25 protein-coding genes and 2 pseudogenes are annotated in these 16,200 nt (G+C 55.3%); 17 read left to right on the plus strand and 10 right to left on the minus strand.

The annotated features are described in order from the left end of the window. Positions 1 to 26: 26 nt before the first annotated feature. Together AC1D1M_RS14100 and AC1D1M_RS14105 are read right to left on the minus strand one after the other, a co-directional pair. Positions 27 to 143 (minus strand): annotated as a pseudogene (locus tag AC1D1M_RS14100) (cell wall hydrolase); the annotation flags it as partial. Between the two features lie 874 nt (positions 144 to 1,017). After that, a complete protein-coding gene (locus AC1D1M_RS14105) occupies positions 1,018 to 1,251 on the minus strand; it encodes a hypothetical protein (protein ID WP_477776092.1) in 234 nt (77 codons plus the stop codon). 360 nt (positions 1,252 to 1,611) lie between these two features. On the opposite strand from AC1D1M_RS14105, the gene AC1D1M_RS14110 reads away from it, so the two are divergent. The 6 genes from AC1D1M_RS14110 to AC1D1M_RS14135 all read left to right on the plus strand — a co-directional run bounded on the left by AC1D1M_RS14110 (position 1,612) and on the right by AC1D1M_RS14135 (position 4,576). Beyond that, positions 1,612 to 2,436, plus strand: a complete 825-nt coding sequence (locus AC1D1M_RS14110; protein WP_477776093.1) for a S24 family peptidase — start codon at positions 1,612 to 1,614, stop codon at positions 2,434 to 2,436. 42 nt (positions 2,437 to 2,478) lie between these two features. After that, the gene (locus tag AC1D1M_RS14115; protein WP_223458207.1) at positions 2,479 to 2,736 is read left to right on the plus strand and encodes a hypothetical protein; all 258 of its coding nucleotides are present in this window, start codon (positions 2,479 to 2,481) and stop codon (positions 2,734 to 2,736) included. 377 nt (positions 2,737 to 3,113) lie between these two features. Continuing rightward, positions 3,114 to 3,365 (plus strand): hypothetical protein, encoded by a 252-nt coding sequence (locus AC1D1M_RS14120; RefSeq protein WP_477776094.1) that lies wholly within the window; start codon positions 3,114 to 3,116, stop codon positions 3,363 to 3,365. Positions 3,366 to 3,393: 28 nt separating this feature from the next. After that, the gene (locus AC1D1M_RS14125; protein ID WP_477776095.1) at positions 3,394 to 3,618 is read left to right on the plus strand and encodes a hypothetical protein; all 225 of its coding nucleotides are present in this window, start codon (positions 3,394 to 3,396) and stop codon (positions 3,616 to 3,618) included. 70 nt (positions 3,619 to 3,688) lie between these two features. Continuing rightward, complete coding sequence (locus AC1D1M_RS14130) at positions 3,689 to 3,892, plus strand: hypothetical protein (protein ID WP_477776096.1); 204 nt, start codon at positions 3,689 to 3,691, stop codon at positions 3,890 to 3,892. A 519-nt stretch (positions 3,893 to 4,411) separates the two neighbouring features. Further along, positions 4,412 to 4,576 carry a hypothetical protein gene (locus AC1D1M_RS14135; RefSeq protein ID WP_477776097.1) on the plus strand — a complete coding sequence of 55 codons (165 nt, stop codon included), beginning with the start codon at positions 4,412 to 4,414 and terminating at the stop codon, positions 4,574 to 4,576. Positions 4,577 to 4,924: 348 nt separating this feature from the next. On the opposite strand, the gene AC1D1M_RS14140 is transcribed toward AC1D1M_RS14135, so the two are convergent. Beyond that, a complete protein-coding gene (locus AC1D1M_RS14140; protein WP_477776098.1) occupies positions 4,925 to 6,583 on the minus strand; it encodes an arylsulfatase in 1,659 nt (552 codons plus the stop codon). 682 nt (positions 6,584 to 7,265) lie between these two features. Further along, on the minus strand, positions 7,266 to 7,520 hold the full coding sequence (locus AC1D1M_RS14145) for a DUF1652 domain-containing protein (RefSeq protein WP_477776099.1): 255 nt from the start codon (positions 7,518 to 7,520) through the stop codon (positions 7,266 to 7,268). A 488-nt stretch (positions 7,521 to 8,008) separates the two neighbouring features. Here AC1D1M_RS14145 and AC1D1M_RS14150 point away from each other — a divergent pair, with 488 nt between their 5' ends. The 5 genes and pseudogenes from AC1D1M_RS14150 (at position 8,009) to AC1D1M_RS14170 (ending at position 9,646) form a co-directional block, all read left to right on the plus strand. After that, on the plus strand, positions 8,009 to 8,221 hold the full coding sequence (locus tag AC1D1M_RS14150; protein ID WP_477776100.1) for a hypothetical protein: 213 nt from the start codon (positions 8,009 to 8,011) through the stop codon (positions 8,219 to 8,221). Positions 8,222 to 8,275: 54 nt separating this feature from the next. Continuing rightward, a complete protein-coding gene (locus AC1D1M_RS14155) occupies positions 8,276 to 8,512 on the plus strand; it encodes a hypothetical protein (RefSeq protein ID WP_477776101.1) in 237 nt (78 codons plus the stop codon). A 193-nt stretch (positions 8,513 to 8,705) separates the two neighbouring features. After that, positions 8,706 to 8,789: pseudogene (locus AC1D1M_RS14160) on the plus strand (exonuclease); the annotation flags it as partial. A 2-nt stretch (positions 8,790 to 8,791) separates the two neighbouring features. Further along, a complete protein-coding gene (locus tag AC1D1M_RS14165; protein ID WP_477776102.1) occupies positions 8,792 to 9,253 on the plus strand; it encodes a hypothetical protein in 462 nt (153 codons plus the stop codon). Positions 9,254 to 9,334: 81 nt separating this feature from the next. Continuing rightward, positions 9,335 to 9,646 (plus strand): hypothetical protein, encoded by a 312-nt coding sequence (locus AC1D1M_RS14170; protein WP_477776103.1) that lies wholly within the window; start codon positions 9,335 to 9,337, stop codon positions 9,644 to 9,646. A gap of 6 nt (positions 9,647 to 9,652) precedes the next feature. Here the strand turns inward: AC1D1M_RS14170 and AC1D1M_RS14175 are convergent, their stop codons facing one another. The 3 genes from AC1D1M_RS14175 to AC1D1M_RS14185 all read right to left on the minus strand — a co-directional run bounded on the left by AC1D1M_RS14175 (position 9,653) and on the right by AC1D1M_RS14185 (position 10,494). Beyond that, entirely contained in the window at positions 9,653 to 9,856 is a 204-nt protein-coding gene (locus tag AC1D1M_RS14175; RefSeq protein WP_477776104.1) for a hypothetical protein, read from the minus strand. A gap of 72 nt (positions 9,857 to 9,928) precedes the next feature. Further along, complete coding sequence (locus tag AC1D1M_RS14180) at positions 9,929 to 10,270, minus strand: hypothetical protein (protein ID WP_477776105.1); 342 nt, start codon at positions 10,268 to 10,270, stop codon at positions 9,929 to 9,931. Next, positions 10,270 to 10,494, minus strand: coding sequence for an SEC-C metal-binding domain-containing protein (locus AC1D1M_RS14185; RefSeq protein WP_477776106.1), 225 nt, complete (start codon positions 10,492 to 10,494; stop codon positions 10,270 to 10,272). Before AC1D1M_RS14185 ends, AC1D1M_RS14180 begins: the two co-directional genes overlap by 1 nt. Positions 10,495 to 10,680: 186 nt before the next feature. Here AC1D1M_RS14185 and AC1D1M_RS14190 point away from each other — a divergent pair, with 186 nt between their 5' ends. After that, the gene (locus AC1D1M_RS14190; protein WP_477776107.1) at positions 10,681 to 10,917 is read left to right on the plus strand and encodes a hypothetical protein; all 237 of its coding nucleotides are present in this window, start codon (positions 10,681 to 10,683) and stop codon (positions 10,915 to 10,917) included. 180 nt (positions 10,918 to 11,097) lie between these two features. Here AC1D1M_RS14190 and AC1D1M_RS14195 read toward each other — a convergent pair whose 3' ends face one another. Both AC1D1M_RS14195 and AC1D1M_RS14200 read right to left on the minus strand, forming a co-directional pair. After that, complete coding sequence (locus AC1D1M_RS14195; protein ID WP_477776108.1) at positions 11,098 to 11,403, minus strand: hypothetical protein; 306 nt, start codon at positions 11,401 to 11,403, stop codon at positions 11,098 to 11,100. Positions 11,404 to 11,478: 75 nt separating this feature from the next. Then, positions 11,479 to 11,709, minus strand: a complete 231-nt coding sequence (locus tag AC1D1M_RS14200; protein ID WP_477776109.1) for a hypothetical protein — start codon at positions 11,707 to 11,709, stop codon at positions 11,479 to 11,481. Positions 11,710 to 11,732: 23 nt separating this feature from the next. On the opposite strand from AC1D1M_RS14200, the gene AC1D1M_RS14205 reads away from it, so the two are divergent. Genes AC1D1M_RS14205 through AC1D1M_RS14220 form a run of 4 tightly spaced genes read left to right on the plus strand, consistent with a single transcriptional unit; the run spans position 11,733 to position 13,204 of the window. Next, a complete protein-coding gene (locus AC1D1M_RS14205) occupies positions 11,733 to 11,924 on the plus strand; it encodes a hypothetical protein (RefSeq protein ID WP_477776110.1) in 192 nt (63 codons plus the stop codon). Positions 11,925 to 11,974: 50 nt separating this feature from the next. Next, positions 11,975 to 12,334, plus strand: a complete 360-nt coding sequence (locus AC1D1M_RS14210; protein ID WP_477776111.1) for a hypothetical protein — start codon at positions 11,975 to 11,977, stop codon at positions 12,332 to 12,334. Positions 12,335 to 12,380: 46 nt separating this feature from the next. After that, a complete protein-coding gene (locus tag AC1D1M_RS14215) occupies positions 12,381 to 12,593 on the plus strand; it encodes a hypothetical protein (RefSeq protein ID WP_477776112.1) in 213 nt (70 codons plus the stop codon). Beyond that, positions 12,590 to 13,204 (plus strand): tyrosine-type recombinase/integrase, encoded by a 615-nt coding sequence (locus tag AC1D1M_RS14220; protein ID WP_477776113.1) that lies wholly within the window; start codon positions 12,590 to 12,592, stop codon positions 13,202 to 13,204. The genes AC1D1M_RS14215 and AC1D1M_RS14220 overlap by 4 nt, the downstream gene beginning before the upstream one ends. 214 nt (positions 13,205 to 13,418) lie before the next feature. Here the strand turns inward: AC1D1M_RS14220 and katG are convergent, their stop codons facing one another. Beyond that, positions 13,419 to 15,623, minus strand: coding sequence for a catalase/peroxidase HPI (katG, locus tag AC1D1M_RS14225; protein ID WP_477776114.1), 2,205 nt, complete (start codon positions 15,621 to 15,623; stop codon positions 13,419 to 13,421). 319 nt (positions 15,624 to 15,942) lie between these two features. Between katG and AC1D1M_RS14230 the strand changes: the two genes are divergently transcribed. Then, positions 15,943 to 16,149 (plus strand): hypothetical protein, encoded by a 207-nt coding sequence (locus AC1D1M_RS14230; RefSeq protein WP_477776115.1) that lies wholly within the window; start codon positions 15,943 to 15,945, stop codon positions 16,147 to 16,149. Positions 16,150 to 16,200 lie beyond the last annotated feature (51 nt).

Raw genomic sequence — 16,200 nt, forward strand, 5'->3', positions numbered from 1 at the left:
TACACGAGACAATCTGCTGAAGGCGGTCATGGCACCTCCTTGAAGAACACATGGTGACCGAGCGCCAGCGTCTGTTTGGCGCCTTTAACCCAGGCCGGTGGTTTCGGCATAGTGGTCGCGTAATAGTGGGTAGCACCGCCGGTTGCTCCAGCGTGCGGGGCTTGAAGTTGTTGCCGATCTGCAGGTCAGCGAACTGTTCGGGAGTCATACCGCCATCGCGAAACAGCTTCGCCCGGGACTTCCCGATGACCGCGTCCTGAAAGGATGCCGGCTGCGTCTTGATCCATTCGTAGTAACTGGTGTCCGCCTTGATCTGGCCGTTCATGCTCGATCGGTCAGCAAGCGCGCCCAGCGAGGGTGCATCCTTGAGCAGCAGAATGAAGCTGGTCCGGCAGCGGATGTGGAATGGCGGTCGCAGCCCCTCGCCCAGTGCGTATTCGGTACCGTCCGCCGCTCGGCAATATGCTGTGGTTCGGCCATCCAGCGTGGCGATGATCTTCACGCCCCTCAGGATGTCGCTGTTTTGTTTGGCGAACTGATTTCGCGCCTGGCCGGCGACGTGCTGAATCGCGGTGCGTATCACGGCCTCGGCGTTGCGACTTGTGATAGCCAGCAAGCCAGCCTTCCTTCTTGGCCCGCTTGCGGATGGCTGTATCGGTGATGTCGTTCTGCTCGGCGATTGCTCGCACCGAAAGCGACCCGGCCCGGAAGGCTCGTTCGATCGCCTCCCTGTCGGGTTGCTTGATTGTCATGGGTGTACTCAGATGTTTGAAATGGTGGCGTGGCTACGGATACTGGCGGGGATTAATTCAACGAAGGAGTCAGAGCTATGACGGAAAACTGATTCATTCCCCGCAGGTTAAGGATTAACGCAGTGGTTTGAGGCAAAGGTTTAGGCGAATCCTCAGAGCCGATCCCCCTTGGCCACACTTGTTTTCATATGGTGGCGAACGGGAGATTGCTTCGACCTACCATGCGGCACTCTCATTCAAGTGCTCACATGACAAACCGACTTTCTTAGCTTTGAGCATCATGCACGGTCACCCTCACTCCCGTAGCCACAATCTCGTACTCAGTCTCAGAAATCTTTTTCACGTCACCACCAGATTGCATTTCGAAATGCTTCAGGCCTTCATGTCGAACCATGCCGTTTGGCGAGCGCTCAATGGTCTCATCCTGATAGATGTTAATCACGTAGTCCAAGTTATCCGTACCAACCCCAACTATTTTTCCAACATATTTATCTGCCATGTCCGAACTCCTTGCGTGAAATCTCAAAGTAGCTGGTACTGACAGATCAATCCAGAGCATTGAACAGTTCAGCTCACCATGATGTTGGTCTGTAACCGAGCGAGAGGACTCCCGCTCTATGCTGATAGCGAGAGCAGCGCCAGGACGCCGGTAGCCATACGCAACCTGTTTGAGTTAACCCACCGTTGTTCTGCAGCTAGCCGCAAAGCTTTCTAGGGTTTGTTTGTCGAAAGACTTGATGTAGTCGTGCAGATTCATGAGTGCACCTCCTAAATCACCTTGCAGATTAGCAACTGCTAATCTATCAGGCAGTAGCAGAGCGTAATTTACTGATTACTAACTGAAAGAGATGATTGCCTGATGGATATCAACCAAATTAGGGTCGAAGCTCTCAAAGCCGTAATGGCGGGAGCTTCCCAAAAAGACTTTGCCAATCAGTACGGCCTAGACGCCTCGTACCTTTCCCAAATTCTCAATGGGCATAGGAACCTTGGCGAAAAGGCTGCAGCTAACCTCGAAGATAAAATCGGCCTTACAGCGGGCGCTCTTGTGTCTCCTCCCAGAAGAGAAGATCAAGCGGATGCTTCAACGCCGGTTAATTCAGCTGCTGACTTGGTCCGCCAGATGCTTGCCAAGCAGGGAAAGAGCCTTACGGAGCAGGCGCGCCGTCGCCTTCTGGCAGTCGCCGAAGAGACGGACAACGGCGTAGTTGAAACAGAAAATGTCATCGCGGGTGACTTCTCTCGCCCCGGACAGGTCGGCGACGAAGTGTGGATAGCCCACTACGACGTCCGAGCAGCAATGGGTGGCGGGCAAGTTCCGCATGACTACCCCGAGATGCTGCAGGATGTGCGAGTTAACCCTAAGCACCTCAGGGAATTGGGAGTGGAGTTCAGTGAACACTACCACCTGAAGGTTGTCACGGGATGGGGTCAATCAATGTCTCCAACGATCAAGCACCGCGATCCTCTTTTGGTAGACGTGAGCATTCGGGAATTTGTCGGGGATGGGATCTATCTCTTTTCATGGGGCGATCACCTATACATCAAGCGTCTCCAGATGCAAGGTACCGATCATTTCAAGATGATCTCCGATAACACTAACCACCCGCCTGAACCGATCCCGCGAGATGAAACGTACATTCAGGCGAGAGTGCTTCTGGTGTGGAACGCTCACCTGGTGTAACGCCCCAAAGCGTGAGTAATGTAGCGACTGAGTGGACTTCGGATGAAAGATGCGATCAAGGAAATCACCGATGCTCTAGACCAGCAGATGGAGCTGAATTTTTTCATGGCTCACAAGCTGATAGAGCTGTCCCCGCCCGACGAACGAAAGCGCCTGAAGAAAGAGCTGCATACTCGACTCAGCACGCTAAGGGAGCGAACCCTGAAAGCTACTGTCGCACTTGATAGATTGGTGAGCGATCACAAGCCATCCCGATCCTCAGTGCTGCTGACGATCAAGAAATGGTTTTCCCGCAGCTAATATCTGACACGCCAAAGATTTTCAGGAGGCTCCAGGCCTCTCACCAAACCCAACCAAGAGCAGTGAAGGCTGGAAGGATTGTGCGAGCGAAGCCGGAGTAATTTGGCGCGGCGTGGATTTGTACTAGATCTGGCTTGAGGGTAGATGGCATGGCGCACTCACTTCGATACCAGATAGGCGAATCCGTCCGTACCATCGAGGCAGAGGTAGGGAAGCTGCTCGATTTGGCAGCAACGCTTAGAGATGCAGGGGAAGAAGACCTGGCTGTAGCCGTCTCGGCCCAGGCGAATAAGCTGCTGGAAACTGCGGTAGCACTGAGAATCGCTCTGGCGGACTGAATATCGGATTAGTGTTGTGGGGACTTGTAAGGGGTGATGATGGGACTCAACAAACCAGTGCAGGACCTGAAGCGCGATCTGCAGGGTGTCGCTTCTGATCTGAAGTGGTCGGCCGTGGAGTTAGTTCGGATTGCCGAGCGGCTAAGCCACGCAGGTAATGGACCAGATGCTGAGGCGCTTCGAAGGATGATCACAGTCTTTCAGCAAGGTGAGAATCGGTTAGATGGCTGGATTAAAGAAATCGGTGCAGGTCAGGTAATCCGGCCGGCGAAGGCGGAACACTGCCAATGATCGCGGCAGGGATTGGCAGGAGGTTGTCATGGCACTTAACAAACCCAATCAAGAGTTACGCCGCGACTTGAAAGCCGCTGCATATTCCCTCGAAGAAGCGGCCCTGGAAATGTTCAGGCTGGCAAAACAGCGCGGGGATACAGAGCTTCTGGAGGCAATGGAGACGATCGAAAAGCTGCATGAGCAAGCTGATCGGCTGACTGCTTACGCTGATGAGGTGAAGGCGGGAAGGATTGTCCGGAAGGCTGAATAGCCATACGTTCTGGCGGGCGTATTTGCGCTAGATCCTGAAATACAAGCAATGCCCTGCAAACGGTTACTCAATGAAGAAGAAGCAGACGGACAGTAAAGCAGCAGTGACTGCTGCTGAAATTGAGCGTTCCATCCAAGCCCTGAACAAAATGGCTGAACGCCTATGGGGGGATGGCCGGGAAGCCGAGGCGAAAGCTCTCCTCGATGCCTTGGACGCATTAAACCGGGCGCTTGATCGGATCAGGATTGGAGAGAGTCGCAGGGTTCTCCATTGAACGGCACAAATTAGCTGGCGGGTTATGAAGGCGAGAAGGATTGTGCGGGGGAAGGCGGAGTAGGCGCGTGGTATGACGGCGAGATGTTGTAGTCACTCGATGCGGGACTCAAAAAAAATCAGGGTTCAGCAGTTCTCCGTAATGGAGGCTGGCGAAATTGTGAGTACAAGCGTGCTGGCGGTCGTACCGATGTAACTCAAATGCCCGGTCCAGAGCCGGGCTTTTCGTATCTGCCCCTGTCATGCCTTCGTCACATGCACCCAGCACAATGCAGACAGCCAAATGGATTTGGCCTCGATTACTAGAAGCCTGGCTGACGCCGGGCTTTTTCGTTCTGCCATCCCCCGATCCTGACACTCATCGGCTTTTCATTTCGGCGACGCAATTTTCACGCAGCGCTCACAGAGTTGAGCGCAGATTGAACAGACAAAAGGATTTGACCCCATACAGAAAGCCCGCTACGTGCGGGCTTTTTGTTGTCCGATGCGAAGCTTTTCTCCTCAAAGGAGGAGCGAGCTCATGCCAACCAACGATCTGATCCCTTCCCTGCTCTACCGGTTTAACGAGAACCAAATAGCGATCGCGGCCGCTGTCGAAGAGCTTGCTCTATGGGTAGACAAACTCGGGCATCCCACTGTTGTGGGTAATTGCACGGACTTGCCCACCCATTTGCATTCGACCTGACCAATCATTTGCATCGGATTTGACCATCACGCTGCGTGGCCATGACCGGCAGAGAACGACCCTTTGCAGTCCTTCAGATGAAGCTAAGTAAAATGATTCTTATTGGGTTTCCAGAAAGCGCGCAGGTCAGCAGTTGCGTTGAAAACGCCGACCGGATGCGCATTAGTAATGCCTATAACTTGCTACTTCAGAAGTGCTTTCGGATCACGCATCGTATCTCTGATCGCGGTTACCCGTGAGGGCTTCGGTGGCACTCACCACCGCCACTATCGGCACCATTTCATATTTAGAAACGTCAGTCGCAAATTGACGGCCCCCTGAAAGGGCCGTCGCTCATTGTCAGCTTAATTAATTACCGGCTGGCATCGGCAGGCTGATCCCTTCTTTCTGCAGGACTTCACGCACCGACTGGAATTTCTGGTACCTGGACAACTCGATCGGGCCGTCATAGCCCATGCTTTGCAGCTTGCGTGGCGGGTATTTGATGTAGGTCTGCATCAGTTTGTTGATCGCCTGGCTGATCGGCACCATGGTCCAGGTGCGCTCGGTGACGTTACTCATGAAGATGTCATAGCGCTCCTGGGGATCTTGCAGCAAGTCAAAGACTTGCGGCACTGTCGCCACGTACTTCGACTCCCCTTTCCAGCCCAGGTTGGTGTCCACGGCCAGGCCGCCGGTCGGCACACCATTGTCGCCACGCAGGTTGAACACGGCTTTGTAATTGGTTACACGGACGGCCCCTGGCGACAGCTCGTTTTCGGTGAAGTAGAACCACTCCTTGCGTGGGTCGGGGCCAGTGCCGGTGATTACGGGGGTCATGTCGTAGCTGTCGAACATGATCGGCTGACCTTCGCGATCCTTCTCCGGCAACTTGATGCCGGCCACCGAGGCGAAGGTCGCCATCAAGTCGAGCCCGCCGAGAATGTCGTGGTTCTTGGCATTGGGCTTGATTTTTCCGGGCCAGGTCATGATCGCTGGGACCCGGTTACCGCCCTCGCGCACGGTGCCCTTGGTGCCACGAAATGGCGTGTAGCCGGCGTCCGGATAAACATCCTGCCAGGCACCGTTGTCGGTGGTGTAGACCACCAGTGTGTTCTTATCCAGGCCCAGCGCCTTGAGCTTGTCCATGATACGGCCGATGCGCGTATCCAGCTCGACCACCGAGTCGGCGTACTTGGACTTGGAGATCGACTTGTGAACGAACTCCGGTGCCGGCAGGTTCGGCTGGTGCACTTTCATGAAGTTGACGTTGATGAAGAACGGCTTGTCAGATTTGGCCGCGGTGTCGAGGAATTCCAGCGCGGCTTTCTCGACATAACCGTCAAAGTAGGGGATCCCGACTACACCGGGTTTGCCATCAATGACCGGCGTATCAACATACTGGCCGTTGATCTTGAACTCTTCGACGGCCTTTTCTCCCGCCTTGCCCGAGAGTGCGCCCTTGGTCACCTTGGCAAACATTTCCCGGGTTTCCGGGTCCATGTCAGGGAACCATGTCGGGTCGGCGTAGGTGTAGGCGTTGAGGTGATAGAGGCCGACGTACTTCATCACGTCATAGCCCTGGGCATTGGGCAGCGCATAGTCGGCTTCACCCAGGTGCCACTTGCCGGTGAAGTAGGTCTCGTAACCGCCGGTCTTGAGCACCGAGGCCAGGGTCCATTCAGCGGCGGGCAAACCACCGCCCTGGCCCTGGAAGGCCACGGTGGTCATGCCGCTGCGGTTGGGGATGCGCCCGGTCTGCATGGCCGCCCGACCCGGGGTGCAGCTTGGTTGGGCATAAAAGGAATAAAAGGTCGTACCTTCTTGTGCCAATTCGTCAATGCTCGGGGTCGGCATGCCGCGGCCAATACCGCCGCCGTAGGGGCCGAGGTCTCCGTAGCCAGTATCGTCGGACACGATGAACAGGATATTGGGCTTTTCTGTTTGTGCTGCCTGGGCCAGGCCGTTGAGCGCTATCAGTAATGAACAGGCAACGAATAGCCTGGAGCAATGTGGAAGTCTTTTCATACAGGCATTCCTTTATCAAGTGTCGATCCTTGTTACTGCTACTCAAACATCCAGCACGCAGCGACCAGGATCCTGGTGAGTGATCCCTCAAACAATGCCCAATGGATAGATCAAAGGGGTCAACTCACCCAGCGATAGAACTCCCATTACTACTCAAGGCGCCCGCAATAGCCTAGTACGGTTATTTTCATCGCGCGCGATGCTGATGGAGGATTTCAACTTCGCTGGTCGATAACGTCGTTCAATGCAACATCTTGTCTGGCTGGATGGGGGCTGAAGCGTCTAAGAAAAAATAGAAATTTAAGAAATTTCACTTATGGCTGTCACTGCTTTTGGCCGTTCTCTGCCGATCATGGTTACAAAGCGTGCTGGTCAAATCCGATGCAATCGGTGGTCAGAACGAATGCAAATGACTGGTCAGGTCGAATGCAAGCGGGTGGTCAAGTGGAGTGCAATTTCGCATGTTGCCGACAATGTGCGTAGCACCCTGACTACTCTCGACGAGAACCTGGCGCACATCACCCGCGGAATCGCGGAGCTGATGAACGATTAGTCGCTTTGGTCGCCAGGTCAGAAACTGAAAATCAGCCCGCGTCAGAGCAGGGCTTTTCGTTTCTGTGCTCGAAAGCTCTCCAAAAAGCCTGGTCATGCTCAGGTAGCGATCAAGTCGGGGTTCTGGGGCTCAATGATTACGCACGAGCGAAAGTTGCACGGTATGTGCGTTGAGATCATTGCGGAGGTTGGCGAGCATACTCTCTATTGCACGATTGCTGTTGAGCTCGGAACAGGAGATGCCGGTAGAGAAAAGATCTAGCCGGCCTGTCTCTGGACTGTAGATACGGACAGTCAGACAGTTGTCAGATGAAACTGAGCATGCGCAATACATCGGGAGAAAGCTTCTCTCGACCAGGTATCGAAGCTCTAGACTGGAAAGCATGGCGGCTACCCTCAACCGGAGCCAACCAAGAGACTCATGCTATAGCACGTAAAATCAAGAGCGTGTAACGATTGCACGCTAGATCACCCTATCCTTGACCTTGGCGGAGAAGGTTACTTTTCAGTCTATGCTTTATCCAGCATCGACCGTTAGATCGTTTGGCAGCAGCCTACAATCGGCTAGACAGAATCATCAGGGGCGCAATTTGCGCCTGAACACACCCGCGCGGGGCTTTTCGTATCTGCACTGTCACGCATCCGTAACACCCGTCACGCACAATGCGGTCAGCCAAAGGGATTTGGCCCATCTACAGAGAGCCCGGCCGACGCCGGGCTTTTTCGTTCCTGCGACATACTTTTCACGAAGCGCTCACAGAATGGAGCGCAGATTGAACGGACAAAAGGATTTGACCCCGTACAAAAAGCCCGCCACTAAGCGGGCTTTTTGCTGCCTGCTACGCTTTTCCTCACACAAAGGAGGATCAAGCCATGCCGACCAACGACCTCGTCCCTTCTCTGATTTACAAGCTCAACGAAAACCAACTCGCCATAGCAGCGGCTGTGGAAGATCTGTCCATTTGGATTGAACAGTTGCATGGTCCCGCTGAAGACGGGACCAGAATCCGCAACTCACTGACCAAGCTGGATGAAAACTTAGAATTCATCACGCGTGGAGTCGCCTCGTTGTTGAATGATCGATAGCCCTTTGGGCTCTTCCCTGCTTGCTATGCTTCTCTGTTAACTGGAGGACCGGCTATGTCAAACGACCTTACCCCCGCCCTGCTCCACCGCCTCAATCAGAACATCATGGCCCTGGGTTGTGCCGTTGAAGAGATCGGTATTTGGATCGATCAGCGTGGTTCTACGGAAGTGTCCAACCGTATTGAGGACCATCTGGCCGTGATCACAGGAAACGCGGAGTTCATAGCAGAAACCATCGCCGAGTTGATTGCCAGGTGTGAGCCTGAAGAAGAAATTGATCCAGAGGACTGAAGTCAATCCGAATAGATGAGCCCGCCACGTGCGGGCTTTTTTTGTTACCAGCTAGAAAGGCGCCGGCTCCTCTACCGCTTCAATGCTGTCGACCTCCATCACACGGTCTTCATCCGTACTTGCTTCCCATCTCAGCGTCACCGACTCGTCGTCGTTGAACGTCATGTCTATGCCATCCGTCTCGGATAACTCTCTGGTGCTCAAAGAAGGCCTGACAGAGATCAAAACCAAGCTGCCGAAGCTGCAGGTCGAAGTGATCCTTGGCGACGAGATTCCACTATGAGCAAGAGAAAGCCAAACAACATGCGTGCGCGGATTGAGCGATCGTGCCGAGCACTGCTGGGCACCAACCACGTCGCGGTGGTGAACATCGATCCCAGCGGCCGCCAGGGCATGATCAACTGGAAGAGCTGCAAGAGCATCCCGCCAGGCCAACGCCTCGCGGACGCGGTCTGCGACTTTGCTCACCGTTGGACAATCTATCTCAGCGTCCAGTGTCGCGATCAACGAGGGCACCGCTACACTAAATCAGTAGAGGTTGCTCCCCAAGGCAACTATCTGGCCGCGCACCTCGAAGACGTGATCGAGGAAACCTACAAAGACTTGATCGCCGAGAGCAATCCGAATCATCGGGTCGCTTCGGGCTGGATCGCCATCCCCGCCGAGATATCGCTGACTGAAGAGCAGGCCGCACGGGTGTTCGACGCCGTGGGTGTCTGGAGTCAGCAGAGGGCAGCATGAGACGAATAAGCAACCAGGTGCGCCAGCGCCGACGACAGACATGGCTGGATCTACCAGCCAGCGATTTAAAGGAGTGCAGCAATGGCAGCCGCGCAGAAAGAACGATCGGCAAAGACCGCGGCGAGGCGAAAGACTCGCGGCGAGGAAGAAATCCGGCTGCACTGCATGGCCGGCACCCGGCAGGCACTGGCTGAGCTGATGGCCTGGAGCGGCATCGAGGAACAGGGCGAGGCCATCACGCTGATGATTCATCATCTTCATGGATTAGGGCCTCAAAAGTCCGCGTCTCTGCTGACCCCGCCGCGACACACCTACGAGATACCCGAAAACGTGTCGCGCAAACTTGAGCTCGCCTACAACCGCGAAGCCCTGCGCATCTGCCATGACGACTGATCAACATCACATACTGCTGATGATCTCGCGAGCAATGTTGGTGACATCAACTTTTGCATCTTCGCGATCACGCCACACACGGCCCCTGTCTGGCAGTTCGGTAGAATTACCATCAATTTGCAACTTGGCAGTAAAGCCCTTTGGATGTTCATCAAAGCGAATCTGGATGATGCGTCCTTTGTAAGCATCTCTGAAGCTTGAGTGCAGCATTTAGATCTCCTTTCGACCGACATTTGTATCCCCCGCAATGCCCCAACCCAACCTAACTAGCTATTGAGGAGCTCAGGGAAGGACGAGGGCAGCGATGTTTTTCAAAAGCTGCAACCAAGAAACGGCTTCATTTCCAGACTTCACAAGCCAATCTTTAAGTGCAAATTTCTCGTTCTCATTAACCTCGCCATTCTTGGCAAAAGCCTCAAGTACCTCGGTGAGGTATTCCGGGGGGGTGTCAGCAGGCAACCCCAGCAACGCAATAGTCCGATCTACATTTTTAACGCCTGCTGCAATTTTCGCTGACGAGAAGTCGTTTCTATTGCCTTTGACAATAACCCCGTCTCCGTCCGAGATAATTACCGCCCCTGGAAACTTATTATCGTCGCCATCTACATTGATTGCTGTTGCCATTAGATTGCTCCGTGACAGTGCTTGAATTTTTTCCCCGTCCCACAAGGGCAAGGTTGGTTTCGGGTTGGCTTCACTGCTCGAGTCGGGGAACGAACATTGACGAGAAGATTCGGAAAGACGTTTCCCGAGCATCTGGTCATGTCAATTCCGACGTCCCACTCACCGTCAATTTCAAGATGTAGAGAGTTTGAATGGCAGTTAACCATTTCAACCGCTTTCCTCATGATCAACACGCCAGCAGATGATTGGGGTGGGGCTCAAGTGAAATCAAATCACCCTAACGCCATCAACGCATTACGCCAGCAGCGACCACTGTGAGAAGCGTATCGATACGACTTAATCAGTAATGGCCTTCCCCTCTTAAACGACTCACGCCAGCCGGCGAGGCAGGTGTCTGCCTGGAAATAGCCATGAGCACATTTGCCGTATTTGGAATGAATGAGCACTTCGCCCGCGAAGAGGCGAAGCGCAAGGTTCGGGACTACAAGATCGAGAAAGGTAAGCGGATCGAGCTTTCAATGAGCCAGTGGCTCCAAGCCGTCGAAGAGCGCGTGATCAAGATCATGGACGGCAAGCGTGTCGCACAGCTCAGCAGCATGTTTGATGCCCCCCCAGTACGCCGCCGAGTACGCGGAGCGCATTCGTAAGCTGGGGCGGTGCCGCGACGTGATCATCAGGGCGAAGGTCAAGCTGCCACAGAATGATGTGAGGCGGAAGTCAGCGACCAAGCTTTCGTGGATGGACTACTCGCCTGAATCCACGGCAGCTGCCTGACCCGCCCTCACCTATTGCACTGAACGCATCGGCAGACGGGTAGTTGTCACGATTTAAAATCTTGGTAGGTCGCTGATCATTCTGCCTGGATTAGCACGTTCTTCGGTTACGGTCACCTCACCACTTGGCAAGTGGCATTCCAGAAGCTTTCCACCTGACACCGTCCCGATGCCCGCTTCGAATGTCATCTCAACAACGTCGCCATCGCGAATAGCCGCAATGATGTCTTCCATCGAAGCTATGTGTGGTTTTTCAAGAAATCTTCCTTTGCTGACGCTGGAGTCAACCTTTGCCCACATGAAGAGCTCTATTTCAGCGGCATCGTTGATTCGAACGGCTGAAACCACATAATGCGCCATAGACTCACCTTGAAGAATCTACCTTCTCGATCTGTTCAAACCTCAGCATAACTCCTCACCTATTGAGCTACGAGCTCAGCCATTGCCTCGGTCGTACCAGCTGTTAGCCAACTCTACGGGGATCGTTACCGTCTTCGCCTTATTGCGTTTTTGACAAGTTGCAGAAGCTTTTTCTATCTCATTACCAAAGTAAGCCAACCAATCGCCACTCGCCTGTTGATCTAGCTGGCACAGGTAGGTTCCCACCTCACCCTCAGTCAAGCCTGAAACCTCTGCAATCAACTTATTGCTTGGTTTTTTGACCATTTTTTCCTCCTTGATCCAGCAACATGCCCGGTCATCAACCAATAGCCCACTTCAACGAATCACGCCAGCCGGCGGCAACTCAAAGCCTGCCCGTAACCGCCGTCGAGTGCCAGTTGATGACGTTCGAAGAGGTGTTCATGCCTCACATGCTGTTGCCGGACGGTCGACGCATGGTCGAAGCCGCTCAAAAGCTATTGCCGCCACCAACTGAATAATCCCTCTCCCACCTACCAGCCTGCCGGTGAACGGCGGGCGAGGATTCGTCATGTCCGATTTTCAAACCGAAACCACGCCCACCGCTCGCAAGGTGCACAAATGCGGCGAATGCCACGGGCACATCGAGCCCGGCCAGAAGTACCAATTGATATCAGGAAGCTGGGAAGGCGACATGGGCTCGTTCAAAACCTGCATGTCATACCTCGCCGCTCGCAACTGGGCAACCGCACAGCCCGAGTGGGGAAGTGACGGCGAGCACCTCTATTACTTCGGCCAGCTGGAAGAAGACCTGTCGTACCTGGCACCGGAAATCACATCGCAGGACGGTCGCTGCTTCCACGCGTACCGCTTGCAGGTACTCATGAGCCGGCGCCGGATCGCCGCCCAAGCACTGCGGAAGGCAGCCTAACCACAATCACCACCTTCTGCCGCCACGCGCGGCATGGAGCATCGCAATGCCAACCTATGACATCCATGAGCGCCGGCCAGATGGCAGTGTCGGCCGCCTGCTCGACACCATCGAACGCCAGCCTGAGCGCCGCAAGACGGGTTCTTTCGTCGAGTTCGACGGCGAAATGCACCTGGTCCTGACCGGCTTCCGCAACTTCATCATCGTCACCACCGAGCGCTGGACGCGGGTGTCGACGGCCACCTGGAAGAAGGCATGAGCGGACATATCAGGTACAAGACCATTGAGCAGTTCTCGCGGGAATCATTCTACGTAACAACCATCCGCGTAATCCTCAAGCCAATGTTCGGCGACCTGCCTCTGAATGAGCTGTCGAAAAAGATCATCAGAGAAAAAATGTCGACCTATAAGGTGGTCAACAAGACCCTTACGAATGTGCAGAGTTGCTTTCGCTCTGCGCTTAACGACGCAGTCGAGGATGAAATCTTGGAGAGCAATCCGCTCTCTGGGTGGGCCTACAAGAATCGTGAACAGCTCAAGGAGGAAGATGACGTTGACCCCTTCACTCGCGAAGAGCAACTAGCGATATTGGCAGCAGCCAGGGGCGAAACGTGGCCGCAACTGCAGTTCTCTTTCTGGACAGGTCTACGGCCCAGCGAACTGATCGCCTTGGAATGGGGGGATATCGACTGGATCGCGGGGGAGATAAGGATCGTCAGGGCCAAGACGCGGGCTGCAAATGAGCCAGAGTCGACCAAGACGTTGGCTGGGAGGCGCACCGTGAAGTTACTGGCTCCGGCGCGGGAAGCATTGCTCAAGCAGAAAGAGTTGACCTTCCTGGCTGGCGGCGATGAAGAAGTCGGGGGTTAGGTGGCGGCGACCCTATCAGAGTCGCCACACCTATGCCTCGATGATGCTATCTGCTGGCGAGAATCCAATGTGGGTAGCCAAGCAGCTCGGCCACAAAGACTGGACCATGATCGCCAAGGTTTATGGTCGCTGGATGCCCTCCGCTGATGTAGGAGCCGGAGGGCGAGCCGAGGCACTTTTTGCCGGTAATGCCAGCGTTATGACAACATCTCCTCTAGACAGTGCGGTTTAAGTCGAATCGGTCCAGGTTCATCACTTTGGTCCACGCGGCGACGAAGTCCTTGACGAACTTCTGCTGCGCATCGGCGCAGGCATAGAATTCGGCCAAAGCGCGCAACTGCGCATTGGAACCGAAGACCAGGTCAACCCGCGTCCCCGTCCACTTCACTGCACCGGTTTTGCGATCGCGCCCTTCATACTCTTGCTGGGCATCCGACACCGGCTTCCACTCCACGCCCATATCCAGCAGGTTGGTGAAGAAGTCGTTGGTCAAGGCTTCCGGGCGCGTGGTGAACACACCGTGTCTGCTCTGGCCGACATTGGTGTTCAACACGCGCAAGCCGCCCAGCAACACCGTCATTTCCGGCGCGCTGAGCGTCAGCAGTTGCGCCTTGTCGATCAGCAATTTTTCGGCCGGCACACGGTACTGTTGCTTCAGGAAATTACGGAAGCCGTCGGCAATCGGTTCAAGGAATCCGAAGGAGTCGACATCCGTCTGCTCCTGGCTGGCGTCCATGCGCCCCGGAGTGAAAGGCACCGTCACGCTTTGGCCGGCATTTTTCGCCGCCTGTTCCACGCCCACGCCACCGGCGAGCACGATCAGGTCGGCCAGGGAGATTTTCTTGCCGCCACTGTTGAACTCGTTCTGGATGCTTTCAAGTTTCGCCAGCACCGTCGCCAATTGCGCGGGCTGGTTGGCCTGCCAGGACTTCTGTGGCGCCAGGCGCAGGCGACCGCCATTGGCGCCGCCGCGTTTATCGGAGCCACGGAAAGTCGACGCTGCCGCCCAGGCCGTCGATACCAGCTGCGAGACTGACAGCCCCGAGGCGGCAATTTTTCCCTTGAGCGCGGCCACATCGCTGTCGTTGACCAGTGGATGGTTGACGGCAGGGATCGGGTCTTGCCACAACAGCTCTTCGTTCGGCATTTCCGGGCCGAGGTAGCGTGAGAGCGGCCCCATGTCACGGTGAATCAGCTTGTACCAGGCACGGGCGAAGGCGTCGGCCAACTGGTCTGGATTGGCCAGGAAGCGCCGCGAAATCGGCTCATAGATCGGGTCGAAACGTAGCGACAGGTCCGTGGTCAGCATGGTCGGATCACGCCGTCTGGACGGATCATGGGCATCCGGAATGGTGCCGGCGCCAGCACCGCTTTTCGGCTTCCACTGGTTTGCCCCCGCCGGGCTCTTGGTCAGCTCCCATTCGTAGCCGAACAGGTTCTCCAGGTAGTTGTTGCTCCACTGGGTTGGCGTGGTCGTCCAGGTCACTTCCAGGCCACTGGAGATGGTGTCGCCACCTTTACCGGTACCGAACGTGCTCTTCCAGCCCAGGCCCTGCAGTTCGAGGCCGGCGGCTTCGGGCTCAGGTCCGACATGGTCGACAGGACCGGCACCGTGGGTTTTGCCGAAGGCGTGACCGCCCGCGATCAGCGCGACGGTTTCCTCGTCGTTCATGGCCATGCGCGCAAAGGTTTCACGGATGTCCTTGCCGGCGGCGACCGGATCAGAGTTGCCTTCAGGGCCTTCGGGGTTTACGTAAATCAGGCCCATCTGCACGGCTGCGAGGGGGGTTTCCAGATTGCGCTCTGCGGGAGCTTGCCCGGCATCTTTGCCATAACGCACGTCGCCACCCAGCCACGTGCTTTCCGAGCCCCAGTAGACGTCTTCGTCCGGTTCCCAGACATCCGGGCGGCCACCGGAAAAACCAAAGGTCTTGAAGCCCATGGACTCCAGTGCAACGTTGCCGGCGAGAACGATCAGGTCGGCCCAGGAGACTTTGTTGCCGTACTTTTGCTTGATCGGCCAGAGCAGCCGACGGGCCTTGTCGAGGCTGACGTTGTCCGGCCAGCTGTTGAGCGGTGCAAAACGTTGCTGGCCGGAACCGGCGCCGCCCCGGCCGTCACCGGTGCGATAGGTGCCTGCGGCGTGCCAGGACATGCGGATAAAGAAAGGCCCATAGTGACCGAAGTCCGCTGGCCACCAGTCCTGGGAATCGGTCATCAGCGCAGTCAGGTCTTTTTTCAGCGCCTGGAAGTCCAGGCTCTTGAAGGCTTCGGCGTAGTTGAAGTCGCCCCCCAACGGGTCAGACTTGGGCGAGTGTTGACTCAAGATCTTCAGGTTCAGTTGGTTCGGCCACCAGTCGCGGTTCGTCGTGCCACCGCCAGCGGCGTTATTGAACGGGCATTTCGATTCAGTTGACATGGCATCTCCTCTTGATTTTGTTTTCAGCTAACCATCCTTAAGCGTGGATCCGGATCACCGATTGAAGAAATAGCTTTTCGGTATGGGATCCATAGCCTTAAGGCTATGACGGCCCAGTGATCAGTCGCTCCAGAACATCCATTAAAGTACCGGTCCGGGAAACTGTCGCTTCATCTGGGGAGATAGCTGATAAACAGCTCAAATCAGCAAGGAAATGCAAGGAAATGCAAGATCATGAACACATGCCACAATGGATAAGTCGCATTTGCTGCAAGGACGCTGGCGACCGTAAGAATTGTTTGCCGCGAGAGGTTTCGCCATGCTCCTCAAAGCCATTGTCATCTGGTCATTGCTGTCGATCATCATCGCCGCCGTGTTCTGTCGCCTGATGCATAACGCCAAGGTCGCCGACCGGGCGCTCAAGATCGCCAGGCCGGATCATCAGCCGCATGGACGAAATGTTGGCAATGTTTCCATGACCAGGGACAAAAGTGGCGGCGACGATTCGGATTGCCACCCGGCCTGAGCCATTCAGGGTGTTCCTGCACTCAATAAAAAACCGGCCTTTCAGCCGGTT

The organism is Pseudomonas sp. P1_F7, from assembly GCF_056405655.1.

Coding starts and splice junctions, on each gene's coding strand:
- AC1D1M_RS14105 (WP_477776092.1), bottom strand. CDS start 1,251: ATGGCAGATAAATATGTTGGAAAAATAGTTGGGGTTGGTACGGATAAC.
- AC1D1M_RS14110 (WP_477776093.1), top strand. CDS start 1,612: ATGGATATCAACCAAATTAGGGTCGAAGCTCTCAAAGCCGTAATGGCG.
- AC1D1M_RS14115 (WP_223458207.1), top strand. CDS start 2,479: ATGAAAGATGCGATCAAGGAAATCACCGATGCTCTAGACCAGCAGATG.
- AC1D1M_RS14120 (WP_477776094.1), top strand. CDS start 3,114: ATGGGACTCAACAAACCAGTGCAGGACCTGAAGCGCGATCTGCAGGGT.
- AC1D1M_RS14125 (WP_477776095.1), top strand. CDS start 3,394: ATGGCACTTAACAAACCCAATCAAGAGTTACGCCGCGACTTGAAAGCC.
- AC1D1M_RS14130 (WP_477776096.1), top strand. CDS start 3,689: ATGAAGAAGAAGCAGACGGACAGTAAAGCAGCAGTGACTGCTGCTGAA.
- AC1D1M_RS14135 (WP_477776097.1), top strand. CDS start 4,412: ATGCCAACCAACGATCTGATCCCTTCCCTGCTCTACCGGTTTAACGAG.
- AC1D1M_RS14140 (WP_477776098.1), bottom strand. CDS start 6,583: ATGAAAAGACTTCCACATTGCTCCAGGCTATTCGTTGCCTGTTCATTA.
- AC1D1M_RS14145 (WP_477776099.1), bottom strand. CDS start 7,520: ATGCTTTCCAGTCTAGAGCTTCGATACCTGGTCGAGAGAAGCTTTCTC.
- AC1D1M_RS14150 (WP_477776100.1), top strand. CDS start 8,009: ATGCCGACCAACGACCTCGTCCCTTCTCTGATTTACAAGCTCAACGAA.
- AC1D1M_RS14155 (WP_477776101.1), top strand. CDS start 8,276: ATGTCAAACGACCTTACCCCCGCCCTGCTCCACCGCCTCAATCAGAAC.
- AC1D1M_RS14165 (WP_477776102.1), top strand. CDS start 8,792: ATGAGCAAGAGAAAGCCAAACAACATGCGTGCGCGGATTGAGCGATCG.
- AC1D1M_RS14170 (WP_477776103.1), top strand. CDS start 9,335: ATGGCAGCCGCGCAGAAAGAACGATCGGCAAAGACCGCGGCGAGGCGA.
- AC1D1M_RS14175 (WP_477776104.1), bottom strand. CDS start 9,856: ATGCTGCACTCAAGCTTCAGAGATGCTTACAAAGGACGCATCATCCAG.
- AC1D1M_RS14180 (WP_477776105.1), bottom strand. CDS start 10,270: ATGGCAACAGCAATCAATGTAGATGGCGACGATAATAAGTTTCCAGGG.
- AC1D1M_RS14185 (WP_477776106.1), bottom strand. CDS start 10,494: ATGAGGAAAGCGGTTGAAATGGTTAACTGCCATTCAAACTCTCTACAT.
- AC1D1M_RS14190 (WP_477776107.1), top strand. CDS start 10,681: ATGAGCACATTTGCCGTATTTGGAATGAATGAGCACTTCGCCCGCGAA.
- AC1D1M_RS14195 (WP_477776108.1), bottom strand. CDS start 11,403: ATGGCGCATTATGTGGTTTCAGCCGTTCGAATCAACGATGCCGCTGAA.
- AC1D1M_RS14200 (WP_477776109.1), bottom strand. CDS start 11,709: ATGGTCAAAAAACCAAGCAATAAGTTGATTGCAGAGGTTTCAGGCTTG.
- AC1D1M_RS14205 (WP_477776110.1), top strand. CDS start 11,733: ATGCCCGGTCATCAACCAATAGCCCACTTCAACGAATCACGCCAGCCG.
- AC1D1M_RS14210 (WP_477776111.1), top strand. CDS start 11,975: ATGTCCGATTTTCAAACCGAAACCACGCCCACCGCTCGCAAGGTGCAC.
- AC1D1M_RS14215 (WP_477776112.1), top strand. CDS start 12,381: ATGCCAACCTATGACATCCATGAGCGCCGGCCAGATGGCAGTGTCGGC.
- AC1D1M_RS14220 (WP_477776113.1), top strand. CDS start 12,590: ATGAGCGGACATATCAGGTACAAGACCATTGAGCAGTTCTCGCGGGAA.
- katG (WP_477776114.1), bottom strand. CDS start 15,623: ATGTCAACTGAATCGAAATGCCCGTTCAATAACGCCGCTGGCGGTGGC.
- AC1D1M_RS14230 (WP_477776115.1), top strand. CDS start 15,943: ATGCTCCTCAAAGCCATTGTCATCTGGTCATTGCTGTCGATCATCATC.